The 16,630-nt window shown below is 72.4% G+C and carries 9 protein-coding genes; 3 read left to right on the forward strand and 6 right to left on the reverse strand.

The features are described 5' to 3' along the window. Positions 1 to 31: 31 nt before the first annotated feature. From ACZ5OX_RS20035 to ACZ5OX_RS20045, 3 genes are read left to right on the forward strand one after another with little or no spacing between them, the layout of a single operon-like run. Complete coding sequence (locus ACZ5OX_RS20035; protein ID WP_465631567.1) at positions 32 to 1,096, forward strand: GSCFA domain-containing protein; 1,065 nt, start codon at positions 32 to 34, stop codon at positions 1,094 to 1,096. Further along, on the forward strand, positions 1,059 to 1,751 hold the full coding sequence (locus tag ACZ5OX_RS20040; protein ID WP_465631568.1) for a hypothetical protein: 693 nt from the start codon (positions 1,059 to 1,061) through the stop codon (positions 1,749 to 1,751). The genes ACZ5OX_RS20035 and ACZ5OX_RS20040 overlap by 38 nt, the downstream gene beginning before the upstream one ends. 32 nt (positions 1,752 to 1,783) lie before the next feature. Beyond that, a complete protein-coding gene (locus tag ACZ5OX_RS20045; protein ID WP_465631570.1) occupies positions 1,784 to 2,656 on the forward strand; it encodes a TauD/TfdA dioxygenase family protein in 873 nt (290 codons plus the stop codon). 42 nt (positions 2,657 to 2,698) lie between these two features. Here the strand turns inward: ACZ5OX_RS20045 and ACZ5OX_RS20050 are convergent, their stop codons facing one another. From ACZ5OX_RS20050 to ACZ5OX_RS20075, 6 genes are all read right to left on the reverse strand, one after another. Further along, positions 2,699 to 3,466 (reverse strand): SpcZ, encoded by a 768-nt coding sequence (locus ACZ5OX_RS20050; protein ID WP_465631571.1) that lies wholly within the window; start codon positions 3,464 to 3,466, stop codon positions 2,699 to 2,701. A gap of 199 nt (positions 3,467 to 3,665) precedes the next feature. Further along, on the reverse strand, positions 3,666 to 8,456 hold the full coding sequence (locus ACZ5OX_RS20055) for a DUF7617 domain-containing protein (RefSeq protein WP_465631572.1): 4,791 nt from the start codon (positions 8,454 to 8,456) through the stop codon (positions 3,666 to 3,668). Positions 8,457 to 8,732: 276 nt separating this feature from the next. Then, positions 8,733 to 12,878 carry an AAA family ATPase gene (locus tag ACZ5OX_RS20060; protein ID WP_465631574.1) on the reverse strand — a complete coding sequence of 1,382 codons (4,146 nt, stop codon included), beginning with the start codon at positions 12,876 to 12,878 and terminating at the stop codon, positions 8,733 to 8,735. A gap of 5 nt (positions 12,879 to 12,883) precedes the next feature. Then, positions 12,884 to 13,978, reverse strand: coding sequence for an effector-associated domain EAD1-containing protein (locus ACZ5OX_RS20065; RefSeq protein ID WP_465631576.1), 1,095 nt, complete (start codon positions 13,976 to 13,978; stop codon positions 12,884 to 12,886). Positions 13,979 to 13,982: 4 nt separating this feature from the next. Next, positions 13,983 to 15,056, reverse strand: coding sequence for a trypsin-like peptidase domain-containing protein (locus ACZ5OX_RS20070; RefSeq protein ID WP_465631578.1), 1,074 nt, complete (start codon positions 15,054 to 15,056; stop codon positions 13,983 to 13,985). 67 nt (positions 15,057 to 15,123) lie between these two features. Further along, entirely contained in the window at positions 15,124 to 16,464 is a 1,341-nt protein-coding gene (locus ACZ5OX_RS20075) for an alpha/beta hydrolase (RefSeq protein WP_465631580.1), read from the reverse strand. Positions 16,465 to 16,630 lie beyond the last annotated feature (166 nt).

Below are 16,630 nucleotides of genomic sequence, written 5' to 3' on the forward strand. Positions count from 1 at the left end.
CGCCCCGCCCGACCATCGGAGACCGTCCCTCGTGAACCCCTACCAGTCCCTCCCCGCGCGCTCGTTCTGGCGCTCCGCCGTGGCCGAGCCCGACCCGCTCGCCATCGACGACCTGTGGACGCCCGCGTTCGAGATCGGGCAGGACGAACCGGTCCTCACCGCGGGGTCCTGCTTCGCCGCGCACATCGGCCGGGCCCTGCTGGAGCGGGGCATGAACTGGTACGACGCGGAACCGGCCCCGCCCGGGCTGACCGAGGAGGAACGCAGGGCGCGCCACTACGGGGTGTTCTCGTTCCGCACCGGGAACATCTACACCGCCGCCATGCTGCGCCAGTGGCTCTCCTGGGCCTTCGGCCGCACCACCCCGCCCACCGGAGCGTGGCCGGAGGACGGCCGCTACCACGACCCCTGCCGCCCGTCCGTCGAACCCGGCGGCCACGCCTCCGCCGAGGAGATGCTGGCCGCCCGGGCACGGACCCTCGCCGCCATCCGCGAGGCCGTCACCGAGGCCGGCTGCCTGGTCTTCACCCTGGGCCTGACCGAGGCGTGGCGGGACCGCGCCGACGGCACCGTCCTCCCGTCCTGCCCCGGCACCGTGCGCGGCACCTTCGACCCGGACCGCCACGTCTTCCACCAGTTCACCTTCGAGGAGGTCCGCCGCGACCTGACGGAGGCCGTGGCACTGGCCCGCGAGGCCAACCCGCGGCTGCGGGTCCTGCTGACCGTCTCACCGCACCCGCTGACCGCGACCGCCACCGGCGGCCACGCGCTCACCGCCAACACCTACTCCAAGTCGCTGCTGCGGACGGTGGCCGGGCAACTGACCGAGGAACTCGACGACGTGGACTACTTCCCGTCGTACGAACTCATCACCGGCCTCCCGTTCCGCAGCCGGTTCTACGCGCCGAACCTGCGTGAAGTGACGCCCGAGGGCGTCGACTTCGTCATGCGCCACTTCATGGCCGGGCTGTCCCGGCGGGCGGCCGACGCGCGCCCGGCGGCCGACCCGCGCCCGGTCAGGACCGGCGCCCCGGCGGAGCCGAAGGGGGTGGACACCTGTGACGACGCCGTCCTCGACTACTACCGCCCCCGCTAGGTTCCTGCTGCTCGGCGACTCGCACGCGGGCCCGATCGGACGGGCCGCGAAGGCCGCCCGGATCCCCTTCCAGGGCGGTCCGATCGGTGCCGGGCGCGAGTTCACCGACGACTTCTTCGAGCCGCGCGAGCACGACGTGGTGTTCCGCAAGGCCGAGGCCGACGCCTACTACCGGAGCTTCCTGGCGGACCTGGACGTGGACGGCCTCGGGCACCTCACGGTCCCGCTGGTGTGCACCTTCGGCCTCAGCTCGCACTTCGTCGCCACCCGGGAGAACTGGCACCTCTACCGCCGCGACGGCGGCTTCGCCCCGGGCTTCCTCACCGGACCGCTGTTCGACGCCGTCGTCCGCGCCACCGTCCGCGACGCACTGGCCTTCTACCGCCACGCACTCCGCCTCGGCCTGCGGGTGCTGGCCGTGCTGCCGCCGCAGCGGGTGCCGGAGCAGTCCGACCCGGCGGTGTTCATGGCCGCGCAGGAGACCGTCCGCAGCGCGCTCGACGAACTCGGCGTCGAACTCGTCGACCTCCGGGCCCGCACCACCGGACCGGACGGCCTCCAGCGCCCCGAACTGTGCGAGGCCGACGACTCCATCCACGGCAACCTGGCCTTCGGCCGGCTGGTCCTCGCGGACCTGCTGGCCCGCGGGCTGTGACGACACCGAACACCCCACCACAGGAGCAGGTCATGGAGCAGTACGAACTGGACGCCGTCAGGGCCGTCACCACCAGGCCCGCCAAGGAGTACCGGACCATCACCGTCGACCCCGTCACCCCGGTGATCGGCGCCGAGGTCACCGGCGTCGACCTCTCACAGGAGCTGCCGGGCGAGCAACTGGCCGAACTGAAGCAGGCGTTCCTCGACCACCACGTCCTGGTGTTCCGCGACCAGCACCTGACGGACGAGGACCACAAGCGCTTCGCCGCGCACTTCGGCGAACTGCGCCCCGTCAACCCGCCCCCGGTCGACGCCGATCCGTACATCCTGGAGATCAGCACCGACGCGGCGGCCGAGAACGTCGCCGGCAACGGCTGGCACGCCGACGGCACCGCCGACGCCGAGCCCTCGCTCGGGTCGATGCTCCACATCACCCGCGTGCCGGAACCGGGCAGCGGCGGCGACACCCTGTTCGCCAACATGCACCTGGCGTACGAGATGCTGTCCCCGACGATGCGCGGACTGCTCGACGGCCTGACCGCCGTGCACGACGGCCTCGTCGCCTTCCAGGGCTACACCCCGCCGCCGGGATACGTGATCCCCAAGAACGAGCACCCGCTGGTGGTGCGGCACCCCGAGACCGACCGCAGGATCCTCTACGTCAACAAGGCCTACACCGCGCGCATCCCCCAGCTGTCCGCCGACGAGAGCCGGGCCCTGCTCGACCTGCTCTGCGCGCTGCCGGCCCAGCGGCCCATGCTGACCTGCCGCATCCGCTGGACCCCCAACACGCTGGTGTTCTGGGACAACCGCTGCGTCCAGCACCACGCCACCTACGACTACCACCCGCACACCCGCTACGGCCGCCGGGTCGCCATCAACGGCGGGCCGCTCAAGGGCTGAACCGGCTCCGGCCCGGGCCGCTCAGCCCTTGAGCGGCCCGGCTCAGGCCGCGTCCGCGCGGGCCAGGCAGTCGGCGAGGCCGTCGGCCAGCCGCGCCCAGGTGGCGCGCTCGCCGTGCTCGTCCCGCCGGTCGGCGTGCACCCGCACCACCGCGCGGACCCGGGCGAACGGGCAGGTCTCGGCATAGGCGTCCGGGTCCGCCGCCGCGTAAGCGGCCGCCAGGGCCGCCGAGTTGGCCAGCGCGTTCGCGTCGGCATGGGCCCGCACGTTGGCCGTGGTGTTGAGCTCCGCGTAGGTCTCGCCGTACCGGGCGGCCTCGGCCGCGTCGTAGCCGTTCGCCAGCGCGAAGGAGCCGGCGGCGGCAGCGGCCGTGGCATGGGCCTCGGCGTACGGGTACGCGTGGTGGAAGAGCTCCCGCAGCTCCGGTTCGAGGGCCGCACGCCACGTGCTCTCGTCGACCCGACGGCCGCTCAGCGCACCCGCGTGCAAGGCCAGGACGGCCTCGATGGACGCGGCGGACCGGCCGTGCCGCTCGCTCGCCTCGGCCAGCACCGGGCCGACGGTGGAGCAGTGCCAGTCGTGGATCACGCCGAACGGCACCCGGCCGCTCAACCGCGCCAACTCCCGTTGCACCCGGAGCACCCAGGCCCCGGCCGTGTCCGCGTCCATGCCGTCGCACAGCACCTCCGACACCTGCGCCAGCCAGGCCGGCCCGGTTGGCCCGCCTCCTGTCGGTGCCGCCCCGCCGGAGGCCGGTGAGTCGGCGCCGAGTGAGGAGCGGGCGGTGGGAGCGGTTTCGGCTGAGGTCATCTGATCTGCTCCTGAGTGGTGGGACGGTCCGACCCCTCGCCTACCCATGCGGACGACTCGGGTCACCTCGGCGTCGAGGTCCGCGCCGGAACGCACGAAGGGTGGTGGGGGGGGGGGGGGGGGGGGGGCTCCCCCCCCCCCCCCCCCCCCCCCCCCCACCACCCTTCTTCCGCTCAGGGCTGGTTCAGCCCGATCGGGATCAGGCCCTTCCTCCCTCAGCGGCCAGGAGGGGCATCAGCCAGTCGAAGTCGGTCAGCAGGAAGCCGGTGGTGAGGTAGGGCAGCTCCGAGTCGAACTCTGCCGGCAGTGCCCAACCCTGGTGCTGGAGGTAGGGGTTGTCCCACGCCACCACGTGGCCGCCGCTGCCGGTGCTGTCCTGCTTCGGGCCTTCGGTGTGGTCCCAGCCGTCCCCGTGGCCGTGGCCGGGGTGGTGGTGGTCGCACTTCTCCTCGCACGGCGGGAGGCACCGGGCGAGCGCGGAGGACGGCGGGGTGGTCACCGGCGCGGTCCCGGGCGGGGAGTTCGGCGGCACGTAGGAGGCGGTGACGGTGTTGACGGTGTCCTCACTGATCAGGCTGGAGCAGTAGAAGGTCTTCGTCTCTCCCGCCGCCAGGTCGAACGACCCGGCCGCCGCCTCGCAACTCCGCTCCTGGGCATCGTTCAGGGTGATGCCGGTCAGGTCCGCGGTGCCGTTGTTGGTGACGGTGATCTGCCAGAAGGCGAGGCACTTGTCCGGGTCGCACATGTCGGCGGGCCCGTTCCCCTTGCGCAGGGTCACCTCCTTGACCCACGGCCCGGTCCCGCCGGCACCGCAGTCAGCGGCGTTGTCGGACTCGCAGACCTTCTTGTCGACGATCAGCGACGGGGTGCCGGTCACGTCGACGGTGGCCTCGGACGGGGGCGTGGTGATCGGGGTGCCGCCGGGGCCGGGGAACGACGCCGTCACGGTGTTCACCGTGCGCTGGGTGACGTTCGCCAGGTCACAGAAGACCTGCCGCGACGCGCCCACCGCCAGGTCGAACGTTCCCGCAGCGGTGACGCAGGACGGCGAGACGCTGTCCGTGAGCGTGATCCCGGTGACGGGGACGTTGCCGGTGTTGGTGACGGTGATCCGCCAGTATGCGGTGCTGCCCGAAGGCACGGTGGTGTTCTTGGCCCACGGGCCCGGGCCACCCGCCATGCAGTCGGCGGCGTTGGTGGAGGTGCAGACCTCCTTGTTGATGCTGATCGAGGGGACGGCGGGCGGGGTCACGTCCACCGTCGCGTCGGACGGGGGCGTGGTGACCGGGGTGCCGTTCGGGCCGTGGCCCGAGGCCGTCACGGTGTTGACGGTGTGCTGGGTGACGTTCGTCAGGTCACAGAAGACCTGGTGCGAAGCCCCCGCGGCGAGGTCGAAGGTGCCGGCGGCGGTGACGCAGGACGGGGAGACGCTGTCCGTGAGGGTGATGCCGGTGACGGGAACGGTGCCGGTGTTGGTGACGGTGATCCGCCAGTACGCGGTGTTCCCGGAGGGGATGGTGGTGCTCTTGGCCCACGGTCCGGGGCCGCCCTCGACGCAGTCGGCGGCGTTGGTGGAGGTGCAGACCTCCTTGTTGATGCTGAGCGAGGGGACGGCGGGCGGGGTCACGTCCACCGTCGCGTCGGACGGGGGCGTGGTGACCGGGGTGCCGTTCGGGCCGTGGCCCGAGGCCGTCACGGTGTTGACGGTGTGCTGGGTGACGTTCGTCAGGTCACAGAAGACCTGGTGCGAAGCCCCCGCGGCGAGGTCGAAGGTGCCGGCGGCGGTGACGCAGGACGGGGAGACGCTGTCCGTGAGGGTGATCCCGGTGACGGGAACGGTGCCGGTGTTGGTGACGGTGATCCGCCAGTACGCGGTGTTCCCGGAGGGGATCGTCGTGCTCTTGGCCCACGGTCCGGGGCCGCCCTCGACGCAGTCGGCGGCGTTGGTGGAGGTGCAGACCTCCTTGTTGATGCTGAGCGACGGGACGGCGGGCGGGGTCACGTCCACGGTCGCCTCGGACGGGGGCGTGGTGATCGGCGTGCCACCCGGACCCGGGAACGACGCCGTCACGGTGTTGACGGTGTGCTGGGTGACGTTCGTCAGGTCGCAGAAGACCTGGTGCGAAGCGCCCGCGGCGAGGTCGAACGTCCCCGCAGCTGTCACACACGACGGCGAGACGCTGTCCGTCAACGTGATGCCGGTGACCGGAACCGTCCCGGTGTTGGTGACGGTGATCCGCCAGTACGCCGTGTCCCCGGAGGGAATCGTCGTGCTCTTGGCCCACGGTCCGGGGCCGCCCTCCACACAGTCGGCAGCGTTGGTGGAGGTGCAGACCTCCTTCAGGATCGCGAGCGACGGCACGTCCACGGTCGCCTCGGACGGCGGAGTCGTGATGGGCGTGCCGCCGGGGCCGGGGAACGTGGCAGTCACGGTGTTGACGGTGTGCTGGGTGATGTCCGTCAGGTCACAGAAGACCTGGTGCGAAGCGCCCGCGGCGAGGTCGAACGTCCCCGCAGCCGTCACACACGACGGGGAGACACTGTCCGTCAACGTGATGCCGGTGACCGGAACCGTCCCGGTGTTGGTCACCGTGATCCGCCAGTACGCGGTGGCACCGGGTGTGAGCGTCGCGTTCTTCGCCCATGGTCCTGGGCCACCGTCCACACAGTCGGCGGCGTTGCCCGAGGTGCAGACCTCCTTGTTGATGGTCAGCTGCGGCGCGCACTCCGGACCGGGAGTGACCTGGAGGGTGACGGTGTTGGAGGTGACGGGAGCGCTGCCGTTGGTGGTGGCGGAGGCCTGGTCGGAGACGGAGGTGACGGAGCAGTCCGTGCTCACCGTGGTGTCGTAGCAGATCTGCGGGGCGTCACCGACGAAGGTCACCTGCATCTGCGGCTGGCCGCCGGAGAACGAGGAGTCGTTGATGAGGTCGATGTTGCCGATGACCTGGATGGGTGAGTCGGTGATCGGTACCGAGGAGATGTCCGCCGTCCCCGTGGCCGGGTCGAACGGGAAGGTGCCGATGGTGGTGCCGTCGGACGCCACCACGGTCACCGTGGACTGGTTGAAGTTGACGGTCGTCGGGTCGATGCCGAAGAGGCTGACCGTCCCGTAGGACCTGACGTGTCCGGTCAACCCGTCGCAGTAGTACGCCGAGGGGTTGATGGTGCTCTGGGCCCTGGTCTTGAGGCAGGGCGAGGCACCGGTGACCGGGTCGAGGGAGAACAGGTAGCCGGTGTCGCCGAGGCTGTACTTGCACTGGCCGTCGTAGGCGAAGCCGTACGGACTGGTGTTGCCGCCGTTGACGTTGGGCGGGCCGTTGACGACGCCGTTGGTGCCGTACTGGGTGCACGGGCCCTGGATCGTCCAGTCGTAGCAGAACAGGCTGCTGTTCAGGGTCGGGGTGTTGCCCGTGTAGAGCCAGAACGGGAACTCGGTCTCCAGGTGCCCGTTGGGGGAGGTGATGGTCAACGGGACCTGGTAGTTGGCCTCACCGGGGCCGACGTTGGTGCTGACCAGGGCCTGGAGGCCGGGGGGCGCGGCGATCGGGTTGCCGGCGAAGTCGAAGCAGACGGGGGTGCCGATCGGCGGGTTGGTCTGCTGGTAGACGCCGCCGGCGATGGTGCAGACGCCGGTGGCGGTGCCCGAGGAGTCGTGCGTCGCGAAGACGTTGTCGACCCGGGCGGGCCCGCTGCTGATCGGGGTGACGATGACCTTGGGGGTGGCCCAGCCGGTGCAGGCGGCGCCGGTCGACGGGTCGAAGCAGCCCATCACCGACGGCAGCGGGTTCCGCTGGTTGTCGGTGACGTAGACCTTGCCGTTGATGACCGTCATGGTGCCGACGTAGTCACCGGGGAAGCCGCCGGCCTCGTTGGGGGGCAGCCCGATGTTGAAGGTGCCGCAGGAGGCGTTGGCGGTGCGGTCGTAGCAGAGGATCTCTCCGGTGCTGGAGACCGCGTAGATCAACCCGTTCGGTGCCTCGACCACGCCGCCGATGACCGTGCCGCTGCCCTGCTGGAGGACCGTGAAGCCGCAGCTGGCCTGGGCCTGGAGGTCGATGCAGCCGACGCCGATGTGCTGGAAGACGACCCGGTCGACCGCTGCGTAGTACAGCTTGGAGCCGTCCAGCACGTAGGTCGGGGTGCGGGTGCTGCCGAGGTCGCCGGTGGTCGCGCCGGGCACCGAGGAGTTCAGCGCCTGCGGCCAGGTGGTGGGCGCGCCGCTCGGGGTCGGGCAGGGGCCGTTGGTCAGCAGGTCCGTGCAGACCACGGCGGCGGTGTTCGAGGAGCCGTGGTGGTAGATGTTCCAGGCCTGGGGCGTGGCGACACCGTTGATCGTGGCGGTGTAGAGGATGGGGGTGAAGCCGTCGCCGCCGGTGGCCGTGTTGACCGGCTTGAACGGCGGCGGGATCGGGATGACCGCGCCGGTCGCGGGCGCGGAGAGCTTGGGGTTGCTCGCCTGGACGGCGTTGGTGGCCGTGCCCGAGTCGGTCGTGGTGAAGGTGGTGCCGCCGTTGGTGGACCACTCCTTGGAGAAGCCCGGGGGCACCTGGAGCGAGCCGGGCACGTAGGTCTGGGTCTGCGGGGTGCTGCCGGGTCCGCCCTGGATCACGTCGGTGATCGTGGTGGAGACCGGTGTGTTCTCCGGGTTGGTGGCGGAGACCACCCAGCGGATCGGGTCGCCCGGCGCGGCGGTGGTCGTGCTGCCGGTGGCGAGGTCGGTTCCGGTCTTCGTCAGGGTCACCGGCAGCTGACGGCCGGTGTGACGGTCGGTCGCGCCGGTGCCGGTGCCGGTGCCGGTGCCGGCGCCGCGGGCGGTGGAGGTGGTCGGGGTGTCGGCGGCGTGCGCCGCCGCCGGCGCGGCGAAGGACGCGGACGCGGTGGCGAACGCGAGGAGGAGGGGTAGCGCCGCCCGGGTGAGGCGGTCGCGGAGCGCTACCGGTCCATGGCGTCTTCGCTCGCCTCCGCTGATGGGTGGACAGCGCCTCATGACGATTCCCTTCGATTGAGCGACCCGGTGTCACACGGTGTGCTGAGCGGTGGTGGTGCGAGCGGGCAACCGTGGGGCAGGGGCGTTCAGTGCGTGATCCGCTACCCACAGTGACCGTACGGATGTAGTATGACTTCTGAAAGTGCGACAAATAGCTTTAATGCCCCCAAATGAGAAGGCATTCACTCCGGTGTGCGTGACAGCGGGCCGACCGGCCCCGGGGATGCGGAAGGGCGGCCGGAGCAGTGCGCTCCGGCCGCCCTTCCTGTCGTGGTGTCAGACGAGCCCGGTGACCAGGAGGAGGTCGCTGACCCGTTCGGCACCCGAGGTGACGGTGACTCGGTAGAGGCCCGGCCGGGGGAGGGTGACGGCGGCCACCAGGGTTGCCTCGCTGAGGAGGAGTCGGGGTGTGGCCACGGTCGCCCCGGTGGCCTCGTCGACGATGCGGCAGGTGGTGCCCTCCGGCGGCGCGCCGTGCGCCATCAGCGGCCAGGGCTGCCCGGAGACGGCCGTCTCCGGGAGGGACAGGCCGAGCCCGGGGCGCTGGAGGGCGCCCATGGCCGCGCGGGGCCGATGGGCGGCCGGCCGCCGGTCGGTGAGCACGGACCGGACGAGCTCCAGGACGTTCGGATCCGAGGGGAGGGTGCCGTGCCGGCCGGACACGTACAGGACGGCGTTCGAGGCGGAGGGCGCGGCGGCGTCGCGGGGGACGAGACCGTCCCCGCCACGGTCCCAGCGGACGATCTCGCCGGAATCGCTCCGGTACGGGCGGCCGTCGGCGTGGGTGCGCGGTGCCGTCAGCAGTGGCTCGACGCCGTCCCCGGTGAGCCGCAGGCCCTGGACGGTCGGCTGGCCGATGCCGACGACGGCGCGGGTGCGGGGAAGGAAGGGTGCGCGCGACTCCGCGGCCCGTGCGGCCCGTGCGGCGGCGGCGAGGTCCGGGTCGCCGCCGAGGCGGCGGACGTCGTCGAGGTGGAGTCGGCGCGGTCCGTCGTCGGTCTCGACGCAGCGGAAGTCCGGCAGCAGGTCGTACACCCCCGGCAGGGTGGCGGCCAGGCCGTGCAGCGAGCGCGGCAGGAACCGGCGGCGGCCGCTGAGCATCTCGGCGACGGCGGGGGTGCCGTGGAAGGGCGTGCCGATGGTCACCAGGTCGCGGGTGAGCGCGGCCAGTCGGGAGTCGGCCGCCAGCGCCGCCCGGGCGACGAGTCCGCCGGTGGAGTGGGCGACGAAGACCAGCCGGGGTTCCTCGCCGGGCGCTGCTGCCCGGAGGCGGTGCGGGCTCGTCCGCCAGGCGGCCAGGTGGTGGTGGGCGGCCTCGGCCAGCAGCCGCGCGTTCACCTCGGCGGAAAGTCGCCAGTCGTAGGGGAAGGGCAGGACCGCGTCCTGGTGGGGGACGGTGGCGTGCAGGGCGTCGAGCAGGGGCTGGTAGGTCTCCAGGCCGCCGAGCGTCGAGAGCCAGGCCGGGGCGCGCAACAGGCCGTCGGGGTGCAGGCGCCCGGGCCTGCCCGCGCGCTCGGTGGGGGTGACCTGCAGCGGGGAGAGGTCGCCGAGAGTCAGCCGGAGGAGGTTGGTGGGTCTCAGATCGCCCCAGACGTGCCGGCCGGTCTCGGTGTCGAGGAGCGCGCTGCCCATGAAGCCGGGAAGGAAGACGACGGCGTCGTGGGTGATGTCGCGGGCCGTCGGGTGGCCGGCGGCGGGGGGCAGCAGCTCCTGGTCCACCTCGTGCCGGAGGTGTTGGACCACTGCCGTGTTCCAGGCTTCGGGGTACTCGCCGTCCCGGCCGAGGTAGGTGTGGACGGCGTCACCGAAGTCGACGCTGGTGAGTGCGGGGCCCGACGGGTCGGTGTCGGTGTCGGCGTCGGTCGTGGCGACCGGGACGTCGACGCCGGTGGTCCGGGTGAAGTCCTGCAACTCCTCGGGGGTGAGGGTGTCGCGCAGGGCCGCGTCACCTCCGTCGGAGAGGTCGACGCCGGACTGCTGGGCGGCCAGGGCGACCAACTCGGGTGCGTCGTCGCCGAGTTCGGCGGCGATCTGTCGGACGAAGGCAGGACTCCAGGCGATGTCGCGCAGGTCCAGCCCGTTGACCATGGCGAGGGTGCGGGCACGAAGCTGCCGGGCATCGAGTGAGTCCAGCGAGCCGCCCGTCCTGTGCAGGCGCAGGAGGGCCACATTGATGTTGAGCAGGATGAACGTGTCCTGGATGGCCTCCGCCGCGAGCAGGGCTCGGTTGAGCAGATCGAAACCCAGGCCGAAGTCGCCACGGTTCGCGGCGATCTGGGAACGCAGCATGAGCATGGCCACGGTGAGGGTCGGGTCGCTCCCGTCGCCGAGAACGTCGTCGGCCATGGCGTCCGCTTCGTCCCAGCGGCCCAGGGAGCCCAGGGCGCCGATGTGCCGAATGGCGAGTTTGGCATTCTCGCGCACCTGTTGGGGGCGTTCCTGAAGGAGCGCCAGCGCCTCGTCAGGAAGGTCGTCGACGAGGAGCTGGCCTGTTGCCCGCAGCGCCTGTCGGGCCCAGGTCTCGTCGTCGGCCTGCGCCCGGATCTCCGCGGGGGCGATGTTCCCCAGCCGCTCGGCGAGGTAGGCCTGTGAGCGCGGTGGCAGTTCGTCGTAGGCCGGCTCCAGCAGTCGGCCCGCCTCTTCCTCCCACCGGTCGTCGAGGGCCGCGGTCGGCTCGCCCAGGGCCAGCCGGTGGTACAGCTCCTCGACCCGGTCGCCGTTCTCCTCGTAGTGGGCGACGGCCCGCCGGCGGATCAGCTCCACGACCTCGGGATGGTCGTGCCGGAGCAGTGGCAGCATGACGGCGCGGACGTCCGCCCGGTGGACGACCGCGAACTGCCCCGGTACCTCCTCGACGAGGGAGACTTCCTTCCGGAACCGGTCGAACAGGTCCCATGCGCGGTCCTCGTCCACGGTACCGAGGCCGCAGGGATCGGCCAGGACGTCGCGGATGACCTCCGGCGTGACCTTCCGGACGACCAGGCCAGGGCTGGCGATGCGGCGCAGGTCCGGGTCGTCCAGGTGGTCGAGGATGCGCCGGTACAACACGCCCTGGACGGTCTCGGCCTCCAGCTTCTCCCGGAGCCGCTCGTGCAGCGCCGGGTCCCGCAGGGCGTCGGACTCGTGGCGGAGCAGGGCGGCGGCCAGCTTGAGGTTGAGCGGGCTCCGGCCGACCGTGTCGGTGACCAGGTCCAGCTCCTCGTCGGTGGCCCGGGTGAGTTCGGTGACGTGCCGGCGCAGGAAGTGGCGGGCCGTCGCCGGGTCGAAGCCGTCGAGCGGAAGGTGGCGGAAGCGGGGGTCGTCGACCGGCGCGCGGCCGGCGGCGATGACGCGCAGCTTCGGGCAGATCCAGCGCAGGCTGTCCAGGGCGTGCAGCAGGCGCTCCTGGGCGTGTCGGCCACGGCGCTGCACCCGCTCGAAGGTGTCCAGGACGAGCAGTGGAGCCTGGCCGCCGAACTCGGACCCGAAGGCGGTCAGGAAGGCGCCGACCCTGCCGAGCAGCAGGTCGGTGTCCCGGGCCTGTGAGCTCCGGTGTTTGGACGAGGAGCTGCGGTCCTGCTCCGCACCGAGGTCGGCGGCGACGGCGCGGCGGAGGGAGTGCCCCAGGGCCTCGGCCCTGGGGGCCAACCCCGGTGCCAGCAGGGCGACCTGGCGGACGGCTTCGATCAGGACGGTCAGCGGGCGTTCCGGTGCCAGCTCGGGACGCTCGAAGGTCAGGTAGAGGTGGGCGACGGAGCCCCATGCGGCGCGGTCCAGCAGGAAGCGCGACAGCAGGGTGGACTTGCCGACCCCGCCCGGCCCGTGGACCAGCAGCCAGGGGGAGTAGCCGTCCTGGCCGTCCACGTACCGGCCGAGGGTGCGCAGTTCGTCCCGCCGGCCCGTGAAGGTCTCGTCGGCGAGCGCCCGCAGCGGTTGCAGCAGCCGGGCGCGCTTGAGGTTCTGCTGCAGCTCGTCGGTGGACGGCAGGGTCAGTCCCCGGTCGGCGAGCGCGGCCCGGGTGCCGGGGGTGTCACGGAACCAGCCGACCACGGTGAGGGCGGCGTAGAGCTCGTCGAAGCCCTGGTGCTCCAGCGGGGGGTTCCGTTCGGCGAGGAACCGCTCGACCCAGTCGCGCGCGGCGTCGCGATCCGTGCGGGGCGCGGCGGTGAGGGCGGCCCGCAGGCGTTCCGGGCCGCCCAGGGCCTCGATGGTGAGGGTGCGCACCTCGGGGGTGAGCCGCCAGCGGCGGCCCTCCCGGGTGGTGACCCGTTCGCAGTCCCGGGTGAGGAAGTCCCGCAGGGACGCGTCGACCTCGTCCGCGCCCCTCGCCACGGCGGCTGTCTCCACCGTGGCCGTCTCCAGGCTCTCGGCGGTGAACGCGCCGAGCAGGGCGGTCCGTTCGCGGTAGCCGGCGCGGGGCGGCAGGGTGATGGTCTCGGTCACCGTCGTCAACGTCCCTCGTAGAGGCTTCGGCCGAGGCCGACAGCCGTGTGCTGGATCGCGGCGGTCAGGGGGAGGCCATCGGGGAGGCAGGCGTCGAGGCCGGTCTCGTCCAGAAGTTTGGCGGTGAGGTCGCCGGCCGCCTCGGCGTCGATCGGGCAGCCGGCGTCCGCGGCGACCGCGTGGAAGTACTCGCGGAGGTCCTCGACGCCGATCGGGGCCAGCCGTTCCCTGGCCGCGTGCCACTCGATGTCGGGCGGCAGCCAGCCGTCGTAGGCGAGCAGCACGATCCGCAGCCGGTCCGCCATCTCCTCCTCGACCACCGCCTCGACCAGCCGGCTGACCGCGCGCAGGGCGGGCTCGGTGAAGCGGAGGGACTCCGAGTCGTCGAAGACGAGCCAGTGCCGGGGTCGCGCCGGGCCGGAGCGCTTCTCCTCGCGCATCAGCCCCCTGAGCTGACTGACCAGCCGGTCGGCCTGCTGGTCCTCGGAGGAGTGGTGGTCGATGTCCATGTTCCACTCCCGGAACTCGTCGTTGAGGAACGCGGTCAGTTCGGCCACCCGGACCGGCTCGGTGTACTGGCTCATCCGGATCCGGCACGGGTCGATCCCCTGGCTGGTGAGCACGTGCTGGATGAGGAACCAGGTGAAGGTCCGCCCGGTCCGCGGACCGCCTTCGACGGTGAGCACGCGGTGGCCGCGGTCCTGGACCATCTCTCGCAGCCGGTCACGGAGGGACTTCCGGTCGAAGAAGGCGCGCTGCCGGTCGTTGATCAGGCCGTGGCCGAACGGATCGGTGGGCTGCTCGGCCGCCTCCTCGCTGAGCAGGTTTCTGAAGACCACCGCGTTGGCCCGGGAGTTGGGATCGTCGGCGGCGGCCTGGACGAGCTTGCGCAGCCGCCCGGTCGCGGCCGCCAGCTCGAGGATTTCCGGCCAGGCGTCGAGCATCTTCTGCTGCCAGTGGATCTCCGCCGCTCCGATGCCCGCGAGGGCGGTGAGCTGCCGGGACTCGGGCTGGAGGCTGTAGGAGTCCATGAGGGCCTTGAGTAGCCACTTGGCTCTGAAGTCCTCATGGGGGAACGGGCGTTGGTCCAGCAGTGCCACCGGCTCACCTCACCCCGGCGGCGGCCAGGTCCGCGGCCACCCGTTCGACGCGCAGGCCCTCGTTGCGGAACTCCGACGCGCTGAGCCGCCCTCCGGCGCGGGTGTAGCGCCGGTGCAGGGCCACCAACTGCCAGCGCTCGTCGAAGACGGGGGAGCCGGAGGAGCCGTACGCGGTGTCCGTCCAGTACTGCACGACCTGCTCGTCCACGTGCCGGACCACGTTGTGGCGGGCGGCGAGCTTCTTCACCAGTCCGTGCGGGTGCTGGATGATGCAGACCCGGTCGCCCTCGGCGACGGAGACCCGTTCGGGGAGCGGCACCACCAGGGCGTCCTCGGGCAGGGGGTCGGCGGCCCGGATCACGGCCCAGTCGGCCTCCGGCCGGCCGACGGCCGTGCCGGCGTCGCACCGGACGGTGCGGTAGGTGAGTTCCCTTCCGTCGAGGTCCTGCTCGTAGCCGAACCAGGCCTCGACCGCCTCGGCGGGCCGGCCCCCGGAGTGCAGCACGTGGTGGTTGGTCAGCAGCAGGTCGGGGCCGATCCGGAAGGCGGTGCCGTAGCAACTGCTGCCGTCGGCGTGGGTGACCAGCAGCCGGCAGACGGCGGTGGCGAGTTCGGCGCCGCGGCGCAGGAACGCGACGTCCAGGAACTCGGAGGCGCGGAAGATCTGGCGTTCCTGCTCGTCCGGGTCCCGGAAGGCGGCCCAGGTGTCCGCCGGGGGCTCCGGTTCGGGGGCGGGGAGCACGGGTCGGGCGGCGAGCAGTTCGCGGATGCGGGTGGCGAGGGCCACGTCGGGGCCGGCGGCGATCCGTTCGAGCAGGGGGCGGAGCTTCTCCTGGTTCCGGGCGACGGTGATCAGGTCGAACCAGACGAGGGTCATCGGCTGGTCCCAGTTGATCGCGGCCGGGGGGACGCCCGCCTGTTGGGCCAGCTCCAGCACCGGGTTGACCCGGAAGTGGACGGACGCGAGCAGGTCGCGGAGCTCGACGGCACCGGGGTCGGTCCACCGGAAGGGGTAGCTGTCCAGGAAGTGGGGTCGCGGGGAGGGGGTCCCGCCCTGCGCGGGGATCGTCGTCGCCATGCCCTGTGTGTTCGCTCGTCGGGGAGGGGTGGGGGAGGCGGAGGGGGAGGGACCGCCGCCTGGGAGGCTACGGCTGGAAGGCCCAGTACGCGCCGTCCGGGTGCGGGATCCGGGCCAGCCCGTAGCGCCGGGACGGTCCGTGGCCGTGGCGCAGCAGCCCGTGCAGGTCGGACAGGACGGACCGGTGGTCGCCGGGGTAGGAGTGGCCCATCAGGCCGGTGTCGAGGTGGGAGACGTCGACGGTGTCCAGGCCGGGGGCGACCACCAGGCCCGGTCCGGCCTGGCCCGCCCGCGGGTGTTCGGCCAGGCGGCGCGAGGCGGCGAGCGCCAGGTCGTTGGCGGAGACGTAGAGGGTGCAGCCGCGCGCCTGGCGGACGATCCGCGGCAGGAGCTGGCGGAACACCTCGGCGTCGACGTCGGGCGCGGTGAAGACGACCTGCCCGAGCCGGCCCGCTCCCGTGGGGAGGGCGGTGGTGTCCAGGTCGGCCAGGGCGTCGACGACCACTCGGTTGCCCATGCTGTGGGCGACGATGTGCAGCTCGTCGACGCCGGTGCCCGTCAGCACGTGCCGCAGGAACTCCTGGAAGTACGGGACGGCCCGGCGGGCGGCGTTGCCGTCGGCCGCGTAGTCCGTGACGGAGGCCCTGGACGGCCAGCTGTACAGCATGGGCAGGCCGGTGAAGTTCAGGTCGTAGGCGATCTGGGCGGCGCGGACGGCGGCGTCGGCGAAGGAGACGTTGTAGCCGTGGACGAACACCAGCGCCGACCGGGGGCCGCCCCCGCCGGCCGGGAGGTGGTGGCACCGGGCGAGCGCAGCGAACTCGTCGTCGGTGAGCGGGCTGACGTCGTCGAGGTGGGTGTCCCGGGCCGGGCTGGTGCGGAACCGAAGCTGCCACCAGCGGGGCTTCTCGACGGCGCCGACGCGGTGGTCGTCGGGGACGTTCACCAGGGCCTGCCCGTACGACAGTTGCCCGCGCTCGCCGCCGTACGCCGGCCGCGTCCGGGGGCCGCCGCCCCCGGTGACCGGCGCGCGGTCGGTGGCGTAGAGGACGGGGACGAGCAGCGACCGCGGCGTCGTGCCCCAGGAGGGCGGCGGAGCGTCCGGACCGAAGCGTTCCCGGCCCTCGGTGAGCGCGTCGAACTCGGCAGCCAGGAGGTCGCCCAGCGGCGGGTGCGCCTCGAAGGCGGCGGCCACCGCGTGGGCGGCCTCCTCGACGGCGTCCGGTGCGTCGGCCCCGGGCGCGCCGGGCCCGGCCGACGGCGCCTGGACGCGCGCGCTCTCCAGGGCTCGCAGTGCCACCAGGACCTCGGACTCCAGGCGTTCGCGCTCGGCTTCGGGCAGGCTGTCGGCCACCTTCGGCCAGACCCGGGCGACGGCCGGCTCCAGCACTTCCCACGCGTCCAACATCGGCCCCCAACCAGATCGTTCACGATGAACCCGACGGTGTGACAACGGTATCGAACCGGATCGATCGCATCATAGGGCCCGGGTGGACGGGCACTGTCACGAACGCATGCCGGGTTCGACCTGATCGAGCATCAGAAAACCTGACCGGCAGCCCGGAACTGCCCAA

This window comes from Kitasatospora sp. NPDC032121 (genome assembly GCF_055580145.1).